The organism is Lysinibacillus sp. SGAir0095 (assembly GCF_005491425.1).
In the GTDB taxonomy this organism is placed as follows: Bacteria; Bacillota; Bacilli; order Bacillales_A; family Planococcaceae; genus Ureibacillus.
Map to the genome: position 1 here is coordinate 634418 of NZ_CP028083.1, position 20165 is coordinate 654582.

A 20165-nucleotide genomic window follows, 5' to 3' on the forward strand; every position below is an offset into this window, starting at 1 on the left:
ATTACCAATATGGAGAGTGTTTAGATGAATTGTACTACTAGAGGAGGAAACATAATGGCTTTAAGTAAAAAGCAGAGTACGTTAGCATTACTAGCATTAGCAGTTAGTGCGTTTGCTATAGGTACTACTGAATTTATCAGTGTTGGTTTATTGCCACTGATAGCGGAGGATTTAAATATACCGGTAACAACTGCAGGGTTAACGGTTTCTTTATATGCATTAGGAGTTACTTTTGGGGCGCCAATCTTAACTTCTTTAACATCGAACATACCACGTAAGACGTTATTGCTGTGGATTATGCTGATTTTTATTGTTGGTAACAGTCTTGCTGCATTTTCTACGTCTATTGGCGTGTTGCTTGTCGCACGTGTTATTTCCGCGTTATCCCATGGTATCTTTATGTCGATTGGGTCAACAATTGCTGCGGACTTAGTTCCGGAAAACAAAAGAGCAAGTGCGATTTCAATCATGTTTACGGGTCTTACGGTCGCAACCGTAACAGGTGTACCATTTGGAACATATATCGGACAGCAGCTCGGTTGGAGAGCGGCGTTTATTGTGATTGTAGTGATTGGTATTATTGCCTTAATGGCAAATAGTATCCTGGTCCCGTCTACTTTACGTAAAGGGACAAAGACAACATTTCGAGATCAATTTAAGCTCTTAAAAAATGCTCGCTTATTGCTTGTGTTCCTTATTACAGCATTAGGCTATGGTGGGACGTTTGTTGTCTTTACTTATTTATCACCTTTACTTCAAGAAATAACAGGCTTTAAAGAAGAAACGGTAGCAGTTCTCTTACTGGTTTACGGAATTGCCATTGCAATAGGGAATACGATTGGTGGAAAACTATCCAATCGTAATCCAATCAATGCTTTGTTCTTTATGTTTATTGTACAAGCCATCATTTTATTTGTATTACTGTTTACGGCACCGTATAAAATAGCTGGGTTAATTACAATACTTTTCATGGGTCTCTTTGCCTTTATGAATGTGCCAGGTTTACAAGTATATGTTGTCATGCTCGCAGAACGATTTGTACCGAGTGCAGTAGATGTAGCATCAGCTATCAACATTGCTGCATTTAATGCAGGGATTGCGATAGGGTCATTTGTTGGAGGACTAGTTACAGATTCGATCGGACTGATTCACACATCCTGGATTGGTGCACTAATGGTATTGGCAGCTGTCATTCTAACAGGTTTTAGTAGGGCAATGGAGCGTAAGGATCAAGTAAAAAATGCTTAATAGAAGAGTTTTAAACTTAAAAAAATTTGGAGGAATAAAAAATGATTAATAATTTACAAGATACAACAACTTTGAATAATGGCGTAGAAATGCCTTGGTTTGGACTGGGAGTTTTTAAAGTTGAGGAAGGTCCTGAGCTAGTGAACGCTGTGAAATCAGCCATTAAAAACGGGTACAGAAGTATTGATACAGCAGCGATTTATGGAAATGAAGAAGGGGTAGGCAAAGGAATTCAAGAAGGCTTAAAAGAGGCTGGAATATCAAGAGAAGAGTTATTTGTCACTTCGAAAGTTTGGAATTCTGACTTAGGATATGAAGAGACTCTTGCTGCATATGAGACAAGCTTAGCCAAACTAGGGTTAGAGTACCTGGATTTATATCTTATTCACTGGCCAGTGGAAGGTAAGTACAAAGATGCTTGGCGAGCACTTGAAACACTTTATAAAGAAGGTAGAGTAAAAGCGATAGGTGTTAGTAATTTCCATGTTCATCATCTTGAAGAGTTGATGAAGGATGCTGAAATCAAACCAATGATTGACCAAGTAGAATTCCATCCACGATTAAGTCAAAAAGAGCTACAAGCCTTTTGCAAGAAGAACGATATTCAGCTTGAGGCATGGTCACCATTAATGCAAGGACAATTACTGGATAACGAGACGCTAAAAGAGCTTGCTACTAAATATAATAAGTCCGTAGCACAAATTATCCTGCGTTGGGACTTGCAAAACGGTGTAGTGACAATTCCGAAGTCAACAAAAGAGTACCGAATTAATGAAAATGCGAATGTATTTGATTTCGAATTAACGAAAGAGGATATGGACGTCATTGATGGATTAAATCAAAATCATCGAGTAGGTCCAGATCCAGATAATTTTGATTTTTAAAAGGTAGAAATAGTTAAAGCTGTATCTAATTAGATACGGCTTTATTTTTTTGAAGAATTAACTACTATAGGGTTGCTAATATGTATGAAATAAAAATTAAAGCATAAAGAATAGAACAATTAAACCAAAGCACATGTTATAATGAGGAACTTATGTAGTAGAATGGAAGCGCTGAAAGTCTGGCGTGTATTCGAGAAAATAGAGGTGTAAGAAATGAATAAAAGATGGACGATTGGAAAAATTAAAGAATTCGTTGAGAATAATTCGGAGAGTAAGTTGCTAACGACAGAGTATCACGGATTTTCTCAAAAATTACTATTTAAATGTTCATGTGGCAGCAATTTTGAAAAAACATTTACGAAATTTAAAAATAATAACCAACGTAAATGTGACGTATGCCAACCACCTAAAGCTTCACGTTAAACAAATCTAGTGCCGATTTCTATTTAATAGAGGTCGGCACTTTTTTTTAACAATAATTTGCTTGCCAATAAAACATCATTTATTCACAAGGGATTTTTAGAAATATGTGGAAGTCTATTACAAATATACTGTGCAAGGAGAGAGTGAAATGGAGGTTCGAAAAGCTACTTCGAAAGATATAAATGACTTAGCATCTTTGATGGGAGACCTTGGCTATCCAACATCTCAAGAGCAGATGAAGACTAGGTTTAATAATATGGAAGCTGCAAGGAACCACCATACTTTAGTGGCTGACGATGAAGGAAAAGTTGTGGGGATGATTGGATTTCATACAGGTGTCCTGTATAGCGAGGATGGCATTTATGCTCGGATAATTGCTTTAGTAGTAGATGCCAACTACCGGAATAAGGGGATAGGTAAGCTATTATTATCTGAAGCTGAAAATTATGCTAGAAATCTGGGAGCAACAGGAATTGGATTAAATAGCGGTAACCGAGCTGAACGGGTTCATGCCCATCAATTTTATAAAAACATGGGGTATGTAGCTAAAAGTACAGGATTTGCCAAGAGTCTACTTTAATTAATAGGTGAAAACATTATTTACTGATTCAAATAGGGGGATAGAAAGTTGAAAATACACATAACAACTGCAAATGTTGAGGATTATGAAGAGGTCAATTCAATTGTTAGGGAGGGGCAAGACGAACATTCTGAAGTACTGCCTCATATTTTTAAGAAGGTCGATGAAGCAATCCCCGAAGCTTATTTTCGTGAACTATTGGAAGATCCTAAAAGTGGATTTCTGATTGCGAAAATTAATGAGGAAATTGTCGGTTTTGCTGTGATGGAATTAAAAGAATCACCACCATTTGATACGATGACACCAAGAACTTATGCATATATGAACGATTTTGGTGTGAAAAGTACTCACCAAAGAGCGGGGATAGGCACCGATTTATTTAAAGCTTGTATGGAATGGTCTAAAAATAATGGCGCAACCTCGTTAGAACTGAATGTCTGGGAATTCAATCAAAAAGCAATTTCATTTTATGAGAGATTTGGGATGAGTAGTGTGAGTAGAAAAATGCAGATAAATATATAAATTAAAGTCTTAGAATAAATCCCTTTCTATAGCCTTTGATATCCAATAGAAGCTATTTCCTGCGTAACGGTGCACAAATGGTCGGAATTCTATTGATATAAAGGGAGAGATGATTTTTTAATTGGATATTTATGTTAAAATTGTTATTAACAATATTTTCAAAAAATGAGGGGATTTCAACCAGGAAGGATGTTTTTTTTGAATAAAGAACAGTTACAGGAGCGAGCAAAATCATTAGTCCAACTTCCTAAGTACTTTCAACCTGTTATAGAAGAATATTTTGGGGACGAGAATGGCGAAGGTGAGGCGATCTTTACATGGTCAGATGAACAACAAGAGGAAGGAATCTCCGTTACACTTGACCTTGCTGGAAATTTGATAAGTTTATCTGTTGAATTAAACAGAACAGACTCGAATACAGATTTTCTAAATGCCAGTGAATTGGAGGCGCAAGCAAGAGCATTTTTGGACAGGCATTATCCTCATGCTTTACAAAATCTAACATTATATGAAACAAAAAAATTAACAACGGCATACCGATTTTACTATGAACAAATCGTGATGGACTTGCCATTACCACATGCTGGCTGCTTTATCGATGTTGAACCTGGCGGAGAGATTGTTAATTTTAAATATTATGGAATACAGCCAAAACCAATAATACCAAAATCAATGATTGAAAAAGAAAAATTAATTGACCATGTCCAAAATAGAATGGATTTTCAAATGACAATAGCCAATTTGAATCCTGAGCTGCATGATATAGATGAAGGTGGACTGCATCTAGTATATGATGTCGATCTTTTCATGGAGTACCAAACAGACACTGTCGAACCAACTTTAACGATTGTTCATGAAGAAGATATTCCAAGCAAATATAGTTCACTTCCAACGCCAACCGACCAAGTAAAAAAAGAGTCTTCAATAGAAGTAAGCATTGGTATTACCGAGGACATGGAGGTTATTCGGGAAGTGGATTTAGGGGGAGAAACAGGGATTGTCTGGCGTAGTAAGGAATGGAAGTTGGATGAAACCGATTTATCGATGAATAGTTTTTTACAAAGACATAATGAAGATACTGTTAAAGCTTTCATTTCGAAAAAAACGGGGAAAGTTAGAAGCTTTATGTGGTTTAAGGAACGCAGTGGCGACCTTTGTCTCAATCGTGAAAATTGCTATCAGATAGCAATTGATTTTATACAAATGATTGCTCTAGATGATTACCGATTTTTACAATTGATAGTAAATGAAAATGATGATGAACTTGATGAAGATAAAATGAATGAGGTCTTTACTTTCCAGGTGCATAACGGACAGGGGATAAGGATTTATTTAGAGCGTGTCAGAGTTTCCGTAAATCGACAAACTGGCCTAATTGATTATTACAGTGGTCCTAGTTTTGATTTTGAAAAGCTTAAGTCGATTCCATCTGAACCTGTTATTACACAAAATAAAGCACATGAAATTTTTCTAAGTTCTTTGGATTTTGAATTAGCATGGAGCAAAAGCTATGAAGAAGATAATGGAGAGTACTATATGCTCGTCTATCAAGCATGCGAACGGGATAAAAGAAAAGCTATCCGATACATTGATGCATTAACAGGAGCAGTTATCACCGAAAAAGGATGATAGTTACCTTTAAATGAAAGGGACATAAAATTGATACTTGAAACTAATAGATTACAAATAATACCTTGTACAATAGAAACGGTTCAAATTACTATAAATCAAAACTATTATAATGGCCCACATATTTCCAGTTATTTAAAAGATTTAACAAAAGATCCATCCTTACTTTATTGGGGGTGTTGGATAGTTGTTCGAAAATCAGATGAGAGAGTGATTGGAGACATAGGTTTTAAAGGGAAGCCAGACGAGAAACAAACAGTTGAAGTGGGCTATGGTTTCCTTGAAGAGTTTTGGAATAAAGGCTATGCAACAGAAGCTGTAGAGGCTTTAATTGGGTGGGCTTTTAATACATCAAAAGTAGAGAAAGTAAAAGCTGAAACACTAAAAGATAATTATGGCTCTATGAGTGTACTAGCAAAGCTGGGTATGCAAAGAATCAATGAGACAGAAACAATGATTAACTGGGAACTAGACAAGGAATTCTATCAATTTTAACAACTATATGACTCTATTTTTAGTATTAAAGGGTGAAGTGTATTGTTTGAGACAAATAGATGCTTGATTCAAACCTTTGGAAAATTTGATTTTAAAGATGTGAGAAAATTGTATCTCAATCCAGAGGTAAGAAAATTTCTTGGAGGCATAAAGCAGGAAGAGTCCATTCCTAAGGTATTAGAATATATGTTGAATCCAGATGCGGACTCATATTATTGGGTTGTTAGAGAAAAAGACACAGAGCTTTTCATGGGTTTGGTTTCTCTAGATCCTCATCATGATGGCGATTACCTTGAGATATCCTATCAATTTTCACCTGGCTGGTGGGGTAGAGGATATGGAGCAGAGGTAGTGGAAAGAGTTATTAATTATGGATTACATGAATTAAAACTGTCAAAAGTTGTTGCTGAAACTCAAACTGCAAATATTGCCTCATGCAGACTGCTGGAAAGTTTAGGCATGGACTTAGAACGAACGATTAGTAGATTTGGAGCTGAACAAGCAATTTATTCTATGAAATCATCTATATAAACAAGGAATTTAATATAAAGTATTCGAATTATTTATTAGATTTAACTTATCGAAAGGGGATGCACTATGAAAGAACGACATCAAATCCTTTTTAATCAATTACAAGCTTATAGAGAATATGTTCTTCATGTTCTAAACGATGTCACAGCAGAAGCAGCAGAAATCGTTCCGAATCATTTCCGTAATAATATTAGATGGAATATGGGCCATATTTATCTCGATCAATACTTATGGATTCAAGCTTTGACAAAGGAAAAAACAGAGGCACCTGAGGAATTTATAAAGTGGTTTGGATACGGAACAACGCCAGAGCATTTCACGGAGGAAACTCCCTCTTTTGAAGAACTTCGGAAATTGCTGAAACAACAACCAGCAAGATTGATGGAAACATATGGAAAACGTTTGGAAGAGAAGTATCCTTCAACTGAAATGGGCATGCACACAATCGAGCAAGTACTAATTCGAACTATCTTTCATGAAGGCATGCATTTACAAGCAATTCTAGATATTAAAAAAAGTTTACAATAATAAGTTATGGCGCACCATCCAAGGAAAGCATTTCTAATGAGAAGGAGATGCTTTTTTTATTGAAGGAATCATAAGAAAAAGAAAGGAAGGGGAGACCCAATGTTTCCAGTGTTAGAAACTGAAAGACTAAATTTGCGTGAAATAACAAAAGAAGATACTGAAGGGATTTTTGCTTGCTTCTCAAATGAGAATGTCACTCGTTATTATGGGGAGGAAACGTTGCATCATCTAGGGCAAGCAGAAAAATTTGTTGATTTCTTCTCAAAAAACTTTGAAGCAAAGAGAGGGATACGATGGGGAATGGAGATCAAAGGGACTAAAGGAATCGTCGGAACAATTGGATTTAATGCTTGGTCATCCAAACATAAACGGGCAGAAATCGGTTATGAAATCCATCCAGACTATTGGAGAAAAGGGTATACTTCGGAAGCACTATCAAAAGTTCTTTCCTATGGTTTTGATGTATTGGGTTTAAAGCGAATAGGGGCAGTTGTATTTATTGAAAATGAGGCGTCTAATAAGTTACTAACGAAGATAGGTTTTAAAAAAGAAGGAGTATTACGAGATTATATCGTTCAAAATGGAAGTTCTTATGATACATATGTTTACTCATTACTAAAGAATAAAAATTAAGGTTTCTAGAAAATTTTAGGAGTGTGACACTGTGACATTGGTTTTAAATAATGAGCTCGCCAATATGCTGGAGCAGTCAGAAATAGATGCTTTACGTTCTAGGTTAATAGCCATTCAACAAATTGAAGGGAATCCGATGGGTGTGGAGATTCAAAATTTTGGGCATGCAACTGCATTTTCGGTTCAGAATATACCAGGACCAGCCTTCAATATAGTAAAGGGGTTAAAAGCAGGTGATGAACCTTGCGTTGAACAGATCGTATCCTTTTACAAACAAAAGGAGATTCCGGCTCGATTTGAACTCACACCAGCAGCTGCATCATCAGAATTACTCGCTTGTCTTAGTAAAGCTGGTTTTTATCATCATGATTTTCATACAACATTGTATACACATGTCTTGAAGGTGAATGAGATTGAAACTAGTCATTCAATCAATATTCGCAAGCTGGAGAGAAACGAATTTGATATATTTGCTGATATTTATGTAAAAGGTTTCGGGATGCCGGACTTTCTTAAAAGTGGAGTAGCTCAAAATAATGAAGTCCTTTATGAAGATGAGCATTGGACATTTTACCTTGCTACCTATAATAACGAACCTGCCGGGATAGGCGTACTATTTACGAAGGATTCTATAGCTACACTGGCGGCTGCAGCAACCCTACCCAATTTAAGAAATGAAGGAATCCAAAGTGCGTTAATCAAACATCGTATCCGTGAAGCAATTGAAAAGGACTGCAACTTAATCTTTGGACAAGCAAAATTTGGTTCTGTCAGTCAAAATAATATGGAAAGAGCCGGATTACAAGTAGCTTATACTAAAGCGATTTGGATTGGAAAATAATTGAAGAGGCGTTGATCCAAGGATTAACGCCATAAATTCAAGATAGCACTATAACTTCTCTATAACCTCATCAATGTTATCCCACACATAAATGAGTTCGTCTAGAATTTTTCCGCCTATTTTAATTTGAGTCGTTGTATAGAGCTTTGCCCCATAATATTCATAAAAATAGCGAGTTTTATTATCTGCCAAAACATCGACGAATATCTTGTGTTGCCCCAAGCTTTTAAAGTGTATCAAAATATGTTTTAGTAGTTTTTTGCCGATTCCTTTTCCTTGATAAGCCTCGAGTAAGTAGATTGAGGTTAAGTCACTTGAATTCGGGAATGTATTGGTTTCTCTTTTAAAGCCATCTGCGAAGCCGATAATCTCCCTTTTCGAATTTTCGGCTACTACTACATAATTATCCTCTTGTGCAATATTTCGTCTCCACAATTCTGTTCTTTGTTCGTAAGATAACTTACTTAAGAAGTCATCCGGCATTATCCCTGTATAGGTTGTCCTCCAACTGTCTACATGGACTTTTGCAATACCAGAAGCATCAGCCATAGTAGCTCTTCTTATTTGCATACTTAACACCTCCATAAAAAAGATTTCCATAAATATTTAGAAATTCCTTTATAGAAGAGGGGAAGTTTATTTTTACTGAAAAACCTCCATGGAATCAAAATCAAATTAATTTCCATAGAGGTATTGGATTTTATTTTTTTAAGTCAATCACTATTGGTTCCAGTTCGATTTCAATATGTCCTTGGCCAGATAATTGACTCGCGATTTCAACGGGTTGAATGATGAGTTGACTGGCACCTTCTTGCATCGGTCCAAATGTAGTTGTTCCTTCGAAGGTTTTTCCATTATCCCGTGAGACCCCACCTCCACTTGTTTCATCTACATATACATTCCCTAAGTTATCTTTAATGCGGAAGACAGGTGTTACACTTGGCCATTTGGCGACTAACTTATCCGTCACTCCTTGCTCATAGGAGATAACTGTTGAGACATCCGTAAATTCTATAGATTGAAGGGTAAAGTTTACGTCCTCTTGTTGTATGGTTCTATTTACCAGCTGTAAATCTCCTTCCAATTGGTCTAAAGAAAAGGTAAAGGACCATTCACCCTCAATTTCCTGATTATTGGACATACTAGTAAATGCTTTAGGGGCCCAAGTTACTTCCACTGTTTCTGGATATACATTATCTTTGAAGTGCGGGGTAAATGAAGCTAAGCCAACATAGCGTGTATCACTAATTTTTGTAATTTGGTCTCCGCCACCACTTCCGGTTGCACCAACAACATCGAACCAATAGGGTGCTTTCACCTTCATTGCTTCCCCAAAATCATGTTCGGTTTCAATTGCATATGAAACTGTAATATTCGTACCGTCATACACTGCATTATCAATCATAACCGTAATGCCATTACTTGTTTGCGATAGGTTGAGATCAGTGGAAAAGTCTTCAAATGCTTCATAGCGATGTTCATCGTCATTAAAAAATTGAATGACATTATCCATAAAAGGAAGCTGGGATGCAAGAGATGGGAAAGCAAAACCTGAGACAGTAGTAGCACTGATAATGATGACAGAAGCTACAGCGAAATTGCGCCAAAGTGTAGTCTTTTTACTTTTTTTAGGGTTTTTTAGTACGTGCTGTTTAACACGGGCTTTCTCAATCTCTGTTACGTCAAGTGTCTCAAGGTGATCGATATCTAAATCAAACCATTCTTTCTTCGTCATACAAATCGCTCCTTTAGCTTTGCGTTTGTGGCTAGAATTTTCTTTCCCCGATATAGGCGATTATCAACGGCGGCTTTGGATAATCCAAGATGATTGGCAATTTCCAGATTTGTAAGCTCCAAATAATATTTCATCATAAAAATATCACGGTCAATTGCGTCTAATTGGCTAATTGCAAATAATAATTCATTTTTTTCTTCCCGTTGTATAACAGATAGGTCTGTTTGCAAGGCACTTGCTTTTTCTTCAAGTGGTGCATCAAATTGTTCATTCGTCATCTGCCTTTCTATCTGGCGATACCGGTCAATGGCTTTGTATTTTGTAATCATGCCAATCCATTTTTTAAAATCCGCTGCATCGCCATTAAATTGTCGGGCGTTTTGCCAAACGGTAAGAAAGACATCATTAACACATTCATCAATATCAGGGCGTTTCATATTGTGTAAAATTTTTGTTGCAATCGTTTTTACAAGTGGCAAATAAGCCTCGATGATATAGTCAAGTGCATCTTCTTTTTGTTTCTTTAATCGGGTAATAAAGTTTGTCGATGAACATTTCATTAACTTCGCTCCTTATATAATTAAAAAAGCTTTTTCATAAAGTACAACGAACGGTAAGTTTATTTATTCTCAAAATAAATCTAAATGTAAAAAAGTTTGTAATTTGTAAAAGCTATAATAGTGTAGTTAAAAGCAAATACAAATTTATAAATATTGAAATTATTGTACTTTATAAAGTAGGGGCCATGCGATAGTGAAAGGGCATATTTAAATTTGGAATAAAATCTGGAGCTGCGTAATACAATCCATTTGGTGACAAAAATAAAAAGGGATGCCTATGGGTTTGAAACTAAATTAAAAGACTTTACGTATATGTAAAATAATGGAGGGGATGTTAGAATGAATCGATATTCGATTGAAGAATTTATTAAAAGTACAGAGCAAGTTGATAAGGGAGAAGGGTTTTTTGAATTAGAAACGCCCCGTATTTTAGAGGTAAACCTTGATGGCCTTGTATGGGCGAAATCTGGGGCAATGATCTCCTATAACGGCAAGATTAAGTTTGAACGCGAAGGGATTCTGGAAAATGGGATTGGCCACATGTTCAAAAAGGCATTTACTGGTGAAGGTGCAAGTCTTATGAAGGCAAATGGAAAAGGGAAATTGTATTTAGCTGATAGCGGAAAGAAAATCATCATATTGAATTTGCAGAATGAAGCCATTCATGTAAATGGAAATGACCTATTAGCATTCGAGCCATCCATTAAACACAATATCAAGCTGATGAAAAAAGTGGCAGGGATGATGGCTGGTGGATTATTTAATGTGCGTTGTGAAGGTACAGGGATGATTGCAATTACATCTCATTATGAACCACTGACATTACGTGTCACCCCAGGAAATCCCGTTATTACAGATCCAAACGCAACGGTAGCATGGTCAGGAAATCTCCAGCCAGAGTTCCAAACAGACATTTCACTAAAAACCTTTGTAGGAAGAGGCAGTGGGGAATCGATTCAGATGCGATTTGAAGGAAATGGCTTTGTCATTGTTCAGCCTTATGAAGAGGTGAATATGCAGGCAGGCAGTAATTAAATTTCGATATAGAATTTTTATAGTGTAGACAAAGGGAACTAGTGACTTTGTCTACGTTTTTTTTATGAATACTTTTAAAAGGATTAACCAGACTGTCTTGATAACGCTTGTCAGAAAAGGCAGGAAGTCGAGTATCTTGTTACCAGCTTTTTTCTTAAACTCTTTATTTCTTTATGTATGGAGGTTTAACTTCGGGAAAATCTATACCATAAGAAATCAAGAAAGGAGGAAATACTCTTGCAGTATACTAAAGCGTTTTTCATCAAACTTGCCATGACAATCATTGTCTTGTGGATTATATTAGGATTATTTTATAGAGTATCATTTGGAAACATCCTTCTTATTGGTACGCTGTTATCAATTGTTTCTTTTGTTGGCGACGTATTCATTTTACCTAAAATCGGAAATTTTATAGCATCAGTTAGCGACTTATTCCTCGCCTTTTTTGTCATTTGGGGATTAGGAACATGGGTATACGGCGAAAATACATCTATGTTTGCTGCAGCCTTTGTATCAGCTCTTTTTATAGGATTAGGAGAGATGTTTTACCACCGATATTTTAAAGAACATGTCATCGAAACGATCCAGGAGCCAGAAAAGAATCAGGGATATACCTATACTCCTAGAATAGCGCAAACTGAGTTTTCACAGGACTTTGATGAGGGCTTGGAGAAGAAAGAGAACAATGATATTACGAAAAGTGAAACCGAAGGACCAATCAAATAAAAGAGGAGCTGCCCCAATCGTTTAGGGCAGTCCTTTTTATATACCTTATTTTTTGTTAAACATATCCGAACTATGCGGGACATGGCCTCGTGCAGTTGGGTCGATATAATGTTTAGCGGCATTGATGGCAATGGTTGCTTCACCAAAGCCTGTTGCGATCAATTTCACTTTTCCTTCATAGTCACAAACATCACCAACAGCGTAAATGCCTTCAAGATTTGTTTCCATTTTCGAGTTTACATTAATAGAAATTTTACTCATATCTAATCCCCAATTATTTAAAGCGCCTAGAGAGGAAGTAAACCCATAGTTTACAAACAGTTCATCTGCCTCTAACTTTTCAGATCCTCCAGATTCCCCATTTTTAAAGGTGATTTTTTGTAGTTTGCCATCGTCGCCCTCCAGTTCGGTAGGAACAAAGGGAGTTTTTATTTCCACGGATGATTTTTTCAATTGCTCTACACTATGTTCATGAGCAGTAAATTTATCACGTCGGTGGACAATAGTTACACTTTCGGCAATCGGCTCTAACATTAAAGTCCAATCGACCGCTGAATCACCTCCACCTAAGACAATGACTTTCTTTCCCTTGAACAGACTCATATCATTGATAAAATAATGAAGCGTTTTTCCTTCGTAGCTTACCGCATTTTCAATGGCTAGTTTTCTTGGCTGGAACGCACCCAAACCAGCCGCAATGATAATGGTTTTTGTCATATGAATTTCTTTATCAGTCATAACTTTCATAACGCCGCTATCAACTCTTTCGTAGCTTTGAATCGTTTGTTCCATTACGAATGTTTGCTCAAACAATCCTAACTGTTCGATTAAATTGTCGATTAATTCTTTGGCACGCACTTTTGGAAAACCTGCTACATCATAGATGAATTTTTCTGGGTAAATTACTGAGAGGCGTCCACCAAGCTGGGGTAGACTTTCTATAATTTTAACTGATAAATTACGCATACCAGCATAAAACGCGGTAAAAAGCCCTACTGGACCACCACCAATAATCGTCACATCATAAACTTTTTCATCGGTTTTCATTAGATCCACTCATTTTCTTTTAATGTTTTGTTGCTCTTACTTATTTATGTGGAGTATTACCTTAAAAGTAGTGATTTATTTATCTTTTGAAATGGTCAATTTTCATTCTGACAATGGGGGTGTACTTGAGGGGATAAATTCATAGCGAGTCTATTGAATATGTCTTGAATTTTTTGCCAATGAATGTGTGAATCCATTAAAATAGACATATGCAGCAAAAGAAACGAGGGAATCCTTATGATGAAATATATTATTTTTGACTTTGATGGAACTTTAGCAGATTCGCATGCTGTTTTTATGAAAGCATGGAATAACTATGCAGATACATTTAAGTATGACCGCGTTAAGAGTGAAGATATAATTGCGACAAGAAATTTAAATTTACATCAAAGAGCCAAACTATTCCATTTCCCGATGCACAAACTACCGATTATTTTGCCAAAGATATATGGATATTTTAAAGCTCATATACAGGAAGTGAAGGTATTTGATGGTATTAAAGAAATGCTTGATATACTTTCGCAGCATGGTTTTAAAATTATCATACTCTCATCGAATGCAAAGGAAAATATCGAATTGCTATTAGCGCAGGAGAAGATTGACGCTGTATCTCAGGTACTTACATCCAGCAAACTATTTGGAAAAGATGCAGTCTTAAAGAAGTTTCTAAAGAAACAGCAGCTAACACCTGAAGAAGTGCTCTATGTCGGAGATGAAATTCGAGATATTATCGCCTGCAATGTGGTAGGGATACCATTTATGTGGGTAAGTTGGGGACTAGATGGTTTTGAACTCATAGAAAAAGAAAAACCAAAATATGTTGTCCATACTCCTCAAGACATCATTAATACTTTAGCTTCAACAATCAGCCTCGACTTAATTCGTTAAGTTTTTAAGCGAACGCTTAACATTCAGATGCTAGTGCTCCATGAACATGAACACCTTTCTATAAAAAAATCCCAATCATAAATGACTGGGATAAAAAATCTCATATTGATCACCTGAAAGTAGGTGAAAAGGCTAAGTTAATAACCGTTCAAAGTATTAACTTACGTTTATCATATAGAATCTAGTGTTTTTGCTCAATGCAATATTATTGGCAGTAAGTGATATAAGTGTTGGAATTGGCGTTATTTAGTCATTGATTTTATATTGAATAACATTAAGCAAATCTAAACTATTAATACAATTGGATGAATCGAGTATGGTCATATTAAATTTCGCTTGTTATAGCATAAATCAAATATGAGGGGATATAGGGGGAGAAATAATGAAAAGTTTGCAAGAGAAGCTAGAGACATTGCAGGAGGAAATACAGTTTTCAGGAACAGTTTTAGTTACACAAGGAGGCGATGAAATTTTTAATGCCAGCTACGGATATGCAAATCGTAATGACAAGATTGAAAATCTCCGTAATACAAAGTTTGGTATTGCCTCAGGGTGCAAAATTTTCACATCAGTAGCAATTTGTCAGCTCGTAGAACAAGGAAAAGTAGAATTTCAAACAAAATTAAAGGATATTTTATCAATAGATTTCCCTCACTTTGATTCCAATATTACTGTACATCACTTATTAACACACACTTCTGGTGTACCGGATTATTTTGATGAAGAAGTCATAAAGGATTTCGAAGAGCTATGGATGAGGGTACCAATGTATCAAATTCGTAGTTTAAAAGACTTCCTTCCATTATTTCAGAATCATAAAATGAAGTACCCGGCAGGCGAGAGGTTCTCTTACAATAACTCAGGGTATATTTTGTTGGGGTTAATAGTTGAAGAACTGAGTGGACGAAGCTTTGATGAATATGTGTTGGAGCATATTTTTAAACCAGCAGGTATGAAGGATTCGGGTTATTTTGAATTGGATCGACTTCCAGCTCGGTCGGCTATAGGATATATCGATTTTGAAGATGGTAGATGGAAGTCAAATATCTATTCGATTCCAGTTAAAGGTGGATCGGATGGTGGAGCTTTTGTAACAGCACCGGATATGCTGAAATTTTGGAGGGCTTTAACTAGCTATTCATTATTGAATAAAGAGAATACTGATTGGTTATTATCAATCCATGAAACCGTAGAAGACAGTATTTCATACGGCTACGGTATCTGGATAGAGGATGATGGTCAAACCCGTCAATATATCTTAATGGGATATGATCCAGGTGTAAATTTTCGCGCTTCTTTTTATCCTAAACAAGACTTGCAAATCGTAGTTTGTTCAAATGGATCAAGTGGTGCTTATAAGGTTATTTCCTTAATTCAGGATGAGCTATTGCATCAGAATAAATAAGTGTCGGAGTATAGAACAAAAGGGTACAGATAGATTTAGTAGATAATGAAGAAAACATTATGAAGGAGTCATCATGCATGAATGTCGAAAATAGAAAAATTGTAGAGGTCGATCAATTTCTTGAAACCTTACCAGAAGAGATTCAAGAAATCACGGTAGCGTTACGGAACATTATTCTAGATGCTTCACAGGAAATCGTGGAAGAATATAAGTGGTCCATGCCGAATTATTCATATAACGGTTTGGTTTGTTACCTGCAAACGGCAAAAAAACATGTGAAACTTGGCTTTCATAAAGGCAATCAGCTTCAAGAGGGAGCAGGAAAGGAACTATTGGAGGGCGCTGGCAAAACAATGAGATATATTACGCTGAAAAAGTTGGAAGATCTCCAACCGGCTGTTTTTACGTCGCTTATTCTTGCGGCGATGGAGTTGAATGTGTAAGAAAATTATTGAGCAATTACTTTGTTGCTGGTAATTGCTCTTATTACAAATTTCTCATCAGGTAATCATCTAACATTACATTTATAAATATTATTCTCAATCTTGTATGCGCCTAGTTTGCTAATTGTTTCTATATTTCAAGAAGGATTGGCTCTAGTTTTGTTGAATTCAATTGATTACCAAGTACAAATAGCAAGGAGAGACCAAGATGAATGAAATATAAATCAAAGGTCATTAACTACCTTACTACTATTGTAGTTTATATGTTGTTGTGGCTTTTGTATTTTATGGATATCATTAATGCTTTTGTTTATATAGGTACATTATTATCAGGGCTAATAATATTATTGGTGTTGGGAATTTTTTTCGAAATAACAAATCTAAAGCGGCAGGAGTAAGTTGGTTATTTCTTTTAGTTGCCATTTTCATCTTTTATGAAATTCGTCTATTATGGTATGAATCCTATACATATACTGCTAGTTTTTATGAAGAACCAATTGAAGTAGTTGAGAAATCGGGTATTTACTTAATGGTTGTAAGAACAAGGGAAATAGAGTACTTGGATGATGAGTCTCTTATTAGGAATAGTCTTAAACAAGGTGAAAGGGATTTTATTGATTTATACAAATTAAATAATAAAATTCGTTATGAAAGCAAAAATACTGAGATTCTTCAGTGGTTAAGAATTCAAAAGGATGAATTTTCAGTGATGAAGGAAAATGTAAAGTTATATCTTGGAAATATAGGGAATATAGCAGGATTTCTAAAAAGAGAGGATCTTACAGGTGATAGTGCAGGCTTGGGTTTAGTTTTGACGGAACTTATAGCACAAGGGAAATTAGAAAATCATATAACCTTTGGAGTCACTGGTGCCATAAACTCGACTGGAGATGTACGAGAAATAGGGATGGTAAAAGAAAAAATATTGATAGCGGAGAAAATGGGTTTCCCATATATAATCATTCCAACGGACAATCTAGAAGATGCAAATGAAATAAAGAAAAAAGAAAAGCTTACTATAGAAATCATTGACGTAAAGAATGTTGATGAAGCTATTCGTTTAGTGGGGAAATTAAACAATTAAAATTACATTATCAAGAGGGTTAATCGATTAGATTAACCCCTCTTGATAAGTTATTATTGTGGAATACTCAACGTGTTTCCAGCATAGATAATATCTGGATTTTCGATATTGTTTTCAGAGGCAAGTGCTTCTACAGTGGTTCCGAATTTTTTAGAAATTGACCAAAGTGTATCTCCCCAATTTATCAAATATGAAGATGTAGTCGAGATAGTTAGCTCATCACCAGGGTGAATTAGATTTGGATTTGCTATATCATTATTTGCAAGAATAGAGGGTACCGTTGTTTTATGCATAGTTGCAATACTATTTAGGGTATCGCCAGCCTTTACAACATAGTTAGTTGAAGTGTCTCCTGATTCTGGTGTAGCAGGGTCTTCAGCTTGTTGTTCAGGTTCCTCGGGCTCTTCAGCTGGTTCTTCCTCCGTTGATGTGCTTTCTATAAATATCCCGTCATTGAAAATATTTAAATCCACATCTCCGTTGATGCCTTCAACTGATCCTGTGTCCGTGTATTGCCAGCCTGCCCAAGTATCCCAGATGACCTCATCAGAAGGTTCGTTCCCGTCATATTGTGCTAGCCACAAGGAGTAATTTGTTAGTGATTCTCCGAAAACATTCGTAGCATTATCGGCATTACTATAAACCATGACCGGATAACCTGTTAGACTTTCAATCTCTTCTGCAAAGGCTAAAGCGATTGCATTGATCTCTTTAACAGATAAGCCATCCAGTTCCTCAAAATCCATTACTGGCTTAATGTCTATTTCTTTGCCGCTAATTATGGATGCGAAAAAGTTTGCCTCTTCTCGAGCCTGTTCAACAGTTGTAGCAGTTAAAAAGTGGTAAAAACCAACCTTTAAACCAGCCGCCTTTGCGCCTTCATAATTGACTTCAAAGTTAGGATCCGTATAGTCGACACCTTCACTGGATTTAATAATCACAATTTCCATTCCAGCATTGGCCACTGCCTCATAATCGATGTCCTCTTGATATCTACTTACATCGATTCCTTCAAATTCTGACGAGCTTTCCGGTTCGATTGCATAGGCACTATTCGCAAATGCAAGAGTAACGACAAAAAGAAGTGCTATAAATAATTGTCCTAATTTCTTCACTATATCACCTCCAATCTAGTAACTCTCTTCAAGATATGCAAGTTTAAAAGAGTTACTTGAGCGGATGTAATGATTTTGGAACGATGGTATAAACGAAGAGTGTTTAAATAAAGGGAGCGAATATGGTTTTTTGTGTTTGTGTTTGAAGGTAAAAATTTTCATATAAAATAGTACACTTGAACAATCGAGTAGGAAATATAAATAGAGTAACAGGAAGAATCCCACGGAGTATTGAACTAAAGAAGAGGGAGAGGAATGCCAAAAAGAGTTGATCCAAAAAGATGGACCAACTCCAATGAGTTTATAAGTAATTATTTCTATTATTTTTCTTGTGCTGCTTTTACTTTAGATAAGTTCGCTACTGTTCCGCCGTCTACACGTAAGTCAATACCTGTAATATAGGAAGCCGCATCACTTAGTAAGAATTCAACCGCTGTTGCAATTTCAGCTGCTTCTCCTTCACGACGTAGCGGCGTGATATCAAGCATCATTTTCATCTCTTTTTGTTGAGCTGCTTCTTGACGGCCCATCGGTGTATTGATTGTACCCGGAGAAAGAGAATTGATACGTGCGCCTTTTTCTCCCCATGTGAAAGCTTGGTCTTCTACGATTAATTGTACACCTAGCTTTGAGAGGCTGTATGCTGCACCCGAGTTCCCTTGTGCAAATTCCTCCATCGTTTCGATTACGTTTTCAGCTAAAGGTTGTTTTAATACTTCCGTATAAGGACCTTGGCGAGGAGCCATATAACCACTCATTGAGGAGATACATACAACAGCCGTTCCATTTGTAGCAAGTGGAAGGAAAGCTTCAAGTACGATGCCAGTTCCTACTAAGTTTACTTCTGTAATGCGTCTTGAGTCCGCCATTGTTGGTGATAGGCCCGCTGTATGAACTAGTCCTTTTAAAGTACCTAGTTCAGAAGCCTTTTTTGCTAAAGCAGCAACATTTTCTATAGAAGTAATATCAACAGTTTGATAGTGAACATCTGTAATACCTTTACTAGCTAATTCTTCTTTCGTTTGAACGAGGCGTTCCTCAGAAACGTCTGCTAATAAGATAATACCCTTATTACCAACTAATTCAGCAGTTGCTTTACCCATACCACCAGAACCACCTGTAATTACATAAACCTGTTTTGTCATTTTCATTCCTCCAAACCTTTCGATAACTAAAGTGTAAACGTATACAAAATAAATTTAAAAGACATTTTCAGACTAAATGTCTAGAGGAGTGTCACAATTGAAAATAGCAAATGAAATCATATTTGAAGTCTTTTTAGAGTTGTTGCATGAGAAAAGTTTCAAGGACCTATCTGTAAAGGAAATAGTTCACAAGGCAGGGGTTTCTCGTTCAACGTTTTATTTACATTTTGCAGATAAATATGTGCTCATGGAAGAGGTAAGAAGGACGCTAAACGACCGTCTTTTGTCTTTTTATCAGGAAGAGTCATCCCAAAGAGAAAAACCAATTACGTTTTACTTATGTGAACATATCTTTAAATATCGCTCGTTTTACAAAGTAGAATTTGCTGATGCTATTGCGATTCAAAAACTCTCGGACAAACTAGCAGGGCATTTGCTACAAGCATTTGGAGACCAGGATTACTCTATTTTTGCAAGTTATGGAACCATTGGCTATTTAAGTTTTTGGGTAAAGAATGAATTTGTCATGAGCCCGGCTGAGGCCGCTGAGATACTTTTAAAAATTGGTTTTACAAATTGGTCTAAAGGATTAGATCCCAAATTACTATTTCTCTTTAGTGCAAATAGAGAATAGAGTTACATTATTTTTAATAGCTGTTTCTATGAGT

24 protein-coding genes are annotated in these 20165 nt (G+C 36.2%); 18 read left to right on the forward strand and 6 right to left on the reverse strand.

Translation table 11 applies throughout. The annotated features are described in order from the left end of the window. Positions 1-54: 54 nt before the first annotated feature. The 11 genes from C1N55_RS03215 to C1N55_RS03265 all read left to right on the forward strand — a co-directional run bounded on the left by C1N55_RS03215 (position 55) and on the right by C1N55_RS03265 (position 8314). A complete protein-coding gene (locus C1N55_RS03215) occupies positions 55-1248 on the forward strand; it encodes an MFS transporter (protein WP_137727468.1) in 1194 nt (397 codons plus the stop codon). Between the two features lie 41 nt (positions 1249-1289). Next, positions 1290-2132: an aldo/keto reductase gene (locus tag C1N55_RS03220; protein ID WP_137727469.1), complete on the forward strand. Its 843-nt coding sequence runs from the start codon at positions 1290-1292 to the stop codon at positions 2130-2132. Between the two features lie 213 nt (positions 2133-2345). Beyond that, positions 2346-2555, forward strand: coding sequence for a hypothetical protein (locus C1N55_RS20730; protein ID WP_137727470.1), 210 nt, complete (start codon positions 2346-2348; stop codon positions 2553-2555). Positions 2556-2703: 148 nt separating this feature from the next. Then, positions 2704-3135, forward strand: a complete 432-nt coding sequence (locus tag C1N55_RS03230; protein WP_137727471.1) for a GNAT family N-acetyltransferase — start codon at positions 2704-2706, stop codon at positions 3133-3135. 48 nt (positions 3136-3183) lie between these two features. Beyond that, a complete protein-coding gene (locus C1N55_RS03235; RefSeq protein WP_137727472.1) occupies positions 3184-3657 on the forward strand; it encodes a GNAT family N-acetyltransferase in 474 nt (157 codons plus the stop codon). Between the two features lie 189 nt (positions 3658-3846). Further along, positions 3847-5286: a YcdB/YcdC domain-containing protein gene (locus tag C1N55_RS03240; protein WP_370452573.1), complete on the forward strand. Its 1440-nt coding sequence runs from the start codon at positions 3847-3849 to the stop codon at positions 5284-5286. Between the two features lie 30 nt (positions 5287-5316). After that, on the forward strand, positions 5317-5781 hold the full coding sequence (locus C1N55_RS03245; protein ID WP_137727474.1) for a GNAT family N-acetyltransferase: 465 nt from the start codon (positions 5317-5319) through the stop codon (positions 5779-5781). A gap of 42 nt (positions 5782-5823) precedes the next feature. Beyond that, a complete protein-coding gene (locus C1N55_RS03250) occupies positions 5824-6312 on the forward strand; it encodes a GNAT family N-acetyltransferase (RefSeq protein WP_137727475.1) in 489 nt (162 codons plus the stop codon). 66 nt (positions 6313-6378) lie between these two features. Further along, complete coding sequence (locus C1N55_RS03255) at positions 6379-6840, forward strand: DinB family protein (RefSeq protein WP_137727476.1); 462 nt, start codon at positions 6379-6381, stop codon at positions 6838-6840. 99 nt (positions 6841-6939) lie between these two features. After that, on the forward strand, positions 6940-7473 hold the full coding sequence (locus C1N55_RS03260) for a GNAT family N-acetyltransferase (protein ID WP_137727477.1): 534 nt from the start codon (positions 6940-6942) through the stop codon (positions 7471-7473). A 31-nt stretch (positions 7474-7504) separates the two neighbouring features. Further along, positions 7505-8314, forward strand: coding sequence for a GNAT family N-acetyltransferase (locus tag C1N55_RS03265; RefSeq protein WP_137727478.1), 810 nt, complete (start codon positions 7505-7507; stop codon positions 8312-8314). Positions 8315-8362: 48 nt separating this feature from the next. Here C1N55_RS03265 and C1N55_RS03270 read toward each other — a convergent pair whose 3' ends face one another. From C1N55_RS03270 to C1N55_RS03280, 3 genes are all read right to left on the reverse strand, one after another. Beyond that, positions 8363-8884, reverse strand: coding sequence for a GNAT family N-acetyltransferase (locus C1N55_RS03270; RefSeq protein ID WP_137727479.1), 522 nt, complete (start codon positions 8882-8884; stop codon positions 8363-8365). 130 nt (positions 8885-9014) lie between these two features. Further along, positions 9015-10049 (reverse strand): DUF4179 domain-containing protein, encoded by a 1035-nt coding sequence (locus tag C1N55_RS03275; protein ID WP_137727480.1) that lies wholly within the window; start codon positions 10047-10049, stop codon positions 9015-9017. Further along, the gene (locus C1N55_RS03280) at positions 10046-10609 is read right to left on the reverse strand and encodes a sigma-70 family RNA polymerase sigma factor (RefSeq protein ID WP_137727481.1); all 564 of its coding nucleotides are present in this window, start codon (positions 10607-10609) and stop codon (positions 10046-10048) included. Before C1N55_RS03280 ends, C1N55_RS03275 begins: the two co-directional genes overlap by 4 nt. 339 nt (positions 10610-10948) lie before the next feature. On the opposite strand from C1N55_RS03280, the gene C1N55_RS03285 reads away from it, so the two are divergent. Continuing rightward, complete coding sequence (locus tag C1N55_RS03285) at positions 10949-11644, forward strand: AIM24 family protein (protein WP_137727482.1); 696 nt, start codon at positions 10949-10951, stop codon at positions 11642-11644. A gap of 237 nt (positions 11645-11881) precedes the next feature. Continuing rightward, on the forward strand, positions 11882-12370 hold the full coding sequence (locus C1N55_RS03290; RefSeq protein ID WP_137727483.1) for a YndM family protein: 489 nt from the start codon (positions 11882-11884) through the stop codon (positions 12368-12370). Positions 12371-12415: 45 nt separating this feature from the next. On the opposite strand, the gene C1N55_RS03295 is transcribed toward C1N55_RS03290, so the two are convergent. Then, the gene (locus tag C1N55_RS03295; RefSeq protein ID WP_137727484.1) at positions 12416-13417 is read right to left on the reverse strand and encodes an NAD(P)/FAD-dependent oxidoreductase; all 1002 of its coding nucleotides are present in this window, start codon (positions 13415-13417) and stop codon (positions 12416-12418) included. A 237-nt stretch (positions 13418-13654) separates the two neighbouring features. Between C1N55_RS03295 and C1N55_RS03300 the strand changes: the two genes are divergently transcribed. From C1N55_RS03300 to C1N55_RS03315, 4 genes are all read left to right on the forward strand, one after another. Then, entirely contained in the window at positions 13655-14305 is a 651-nt protein-coding gene (locus C1N55_RS03300; protein ID WP_240758368.1) for an HAD hydrolase-like protein, read from the forward strand. 382 nt (positions 14306-14687) lie between these two features. Then, the gene (locus C1N55_RS03305) at positions 14688-15710 is read left to right on the forward strand and encodes a serine hydrolase domain-containing protein (RefSeq protein ID WP_137727485.1); all 1023 of its coding nucleotides are present in this window, start codon (positions 14688-14690) and stop codon (positions 15708-15710) included. Positions 15711-15787: 77 nt separating this feature from the next. Next, on the forward strand, positions 15788-16153 hold the full coding sequence (locus C1N55_RS03310; protein ID WP_137727486.1) for a DUF1801 domain-containing protein: 366 nt from the start codon (positions 15788-15790) through the stop codon (positions 16151-16153). A 559-nt stretch (positions 16154-16712) separates the two neighbouring features. Beyond that, positions 16713-17237 carry a S16 family serine protease gene (locus C1N55_RS03315; RefSeq protein ID WP_168193793.1) on the forward strand — a complete coding sequence of 175 codons (525 nt, stop codon included), beginning with the start codon at positions 16713-16715 and terminating at the stop codon, positions 17235-17237. Positions 17238-17290: 53 nt separating this feature from the next. Here C1N55_RS03315 and C1N55_RS03320 read toward each other — a convergent pair whose 3' ends face one another. Next, positions 17291-18352 carry a GH25 family lysozyme gene (locus C1N55_RS03320; protein ID WP_137727488.1) on the reverse strand — a complete coding sequence of 354 codons (1062 nt, stop codon included), beginning with the start codon at positions 18350-18352 and terminating at the stop codon, positions 17291-17293. A 320-nt stretch (positions 18353-18672) separates the two neighbouring features. Beyond that, entirely contained in the window at positions 18673-19497 is an 825-nt protein-coding gene (locus tag C1N55_RS03325; RefSeq protein WP_168193794.1) for an SDR family oxidoreductase, read from the reverse strand. A gap of 97 nt (positions 19498-19594) precedes the next feature. Here C1N55_RS03325 and C1N55_RS03330 point away from each other — a divergent pair, with 97 nt between their 5' ends. Continuing rightward, positions 19595-20131, forward strand: coding sequence for a TetR/AcrR family transcriptional regulator (locus C1N55_RS03330; RefSeq protein ID WP_168193795.1), 537 nt, complete (start codon positions 19595-19597; stop codon positions 20129-20131). Positions 20132-20165 lie beyond the last annotated feature (34 nt).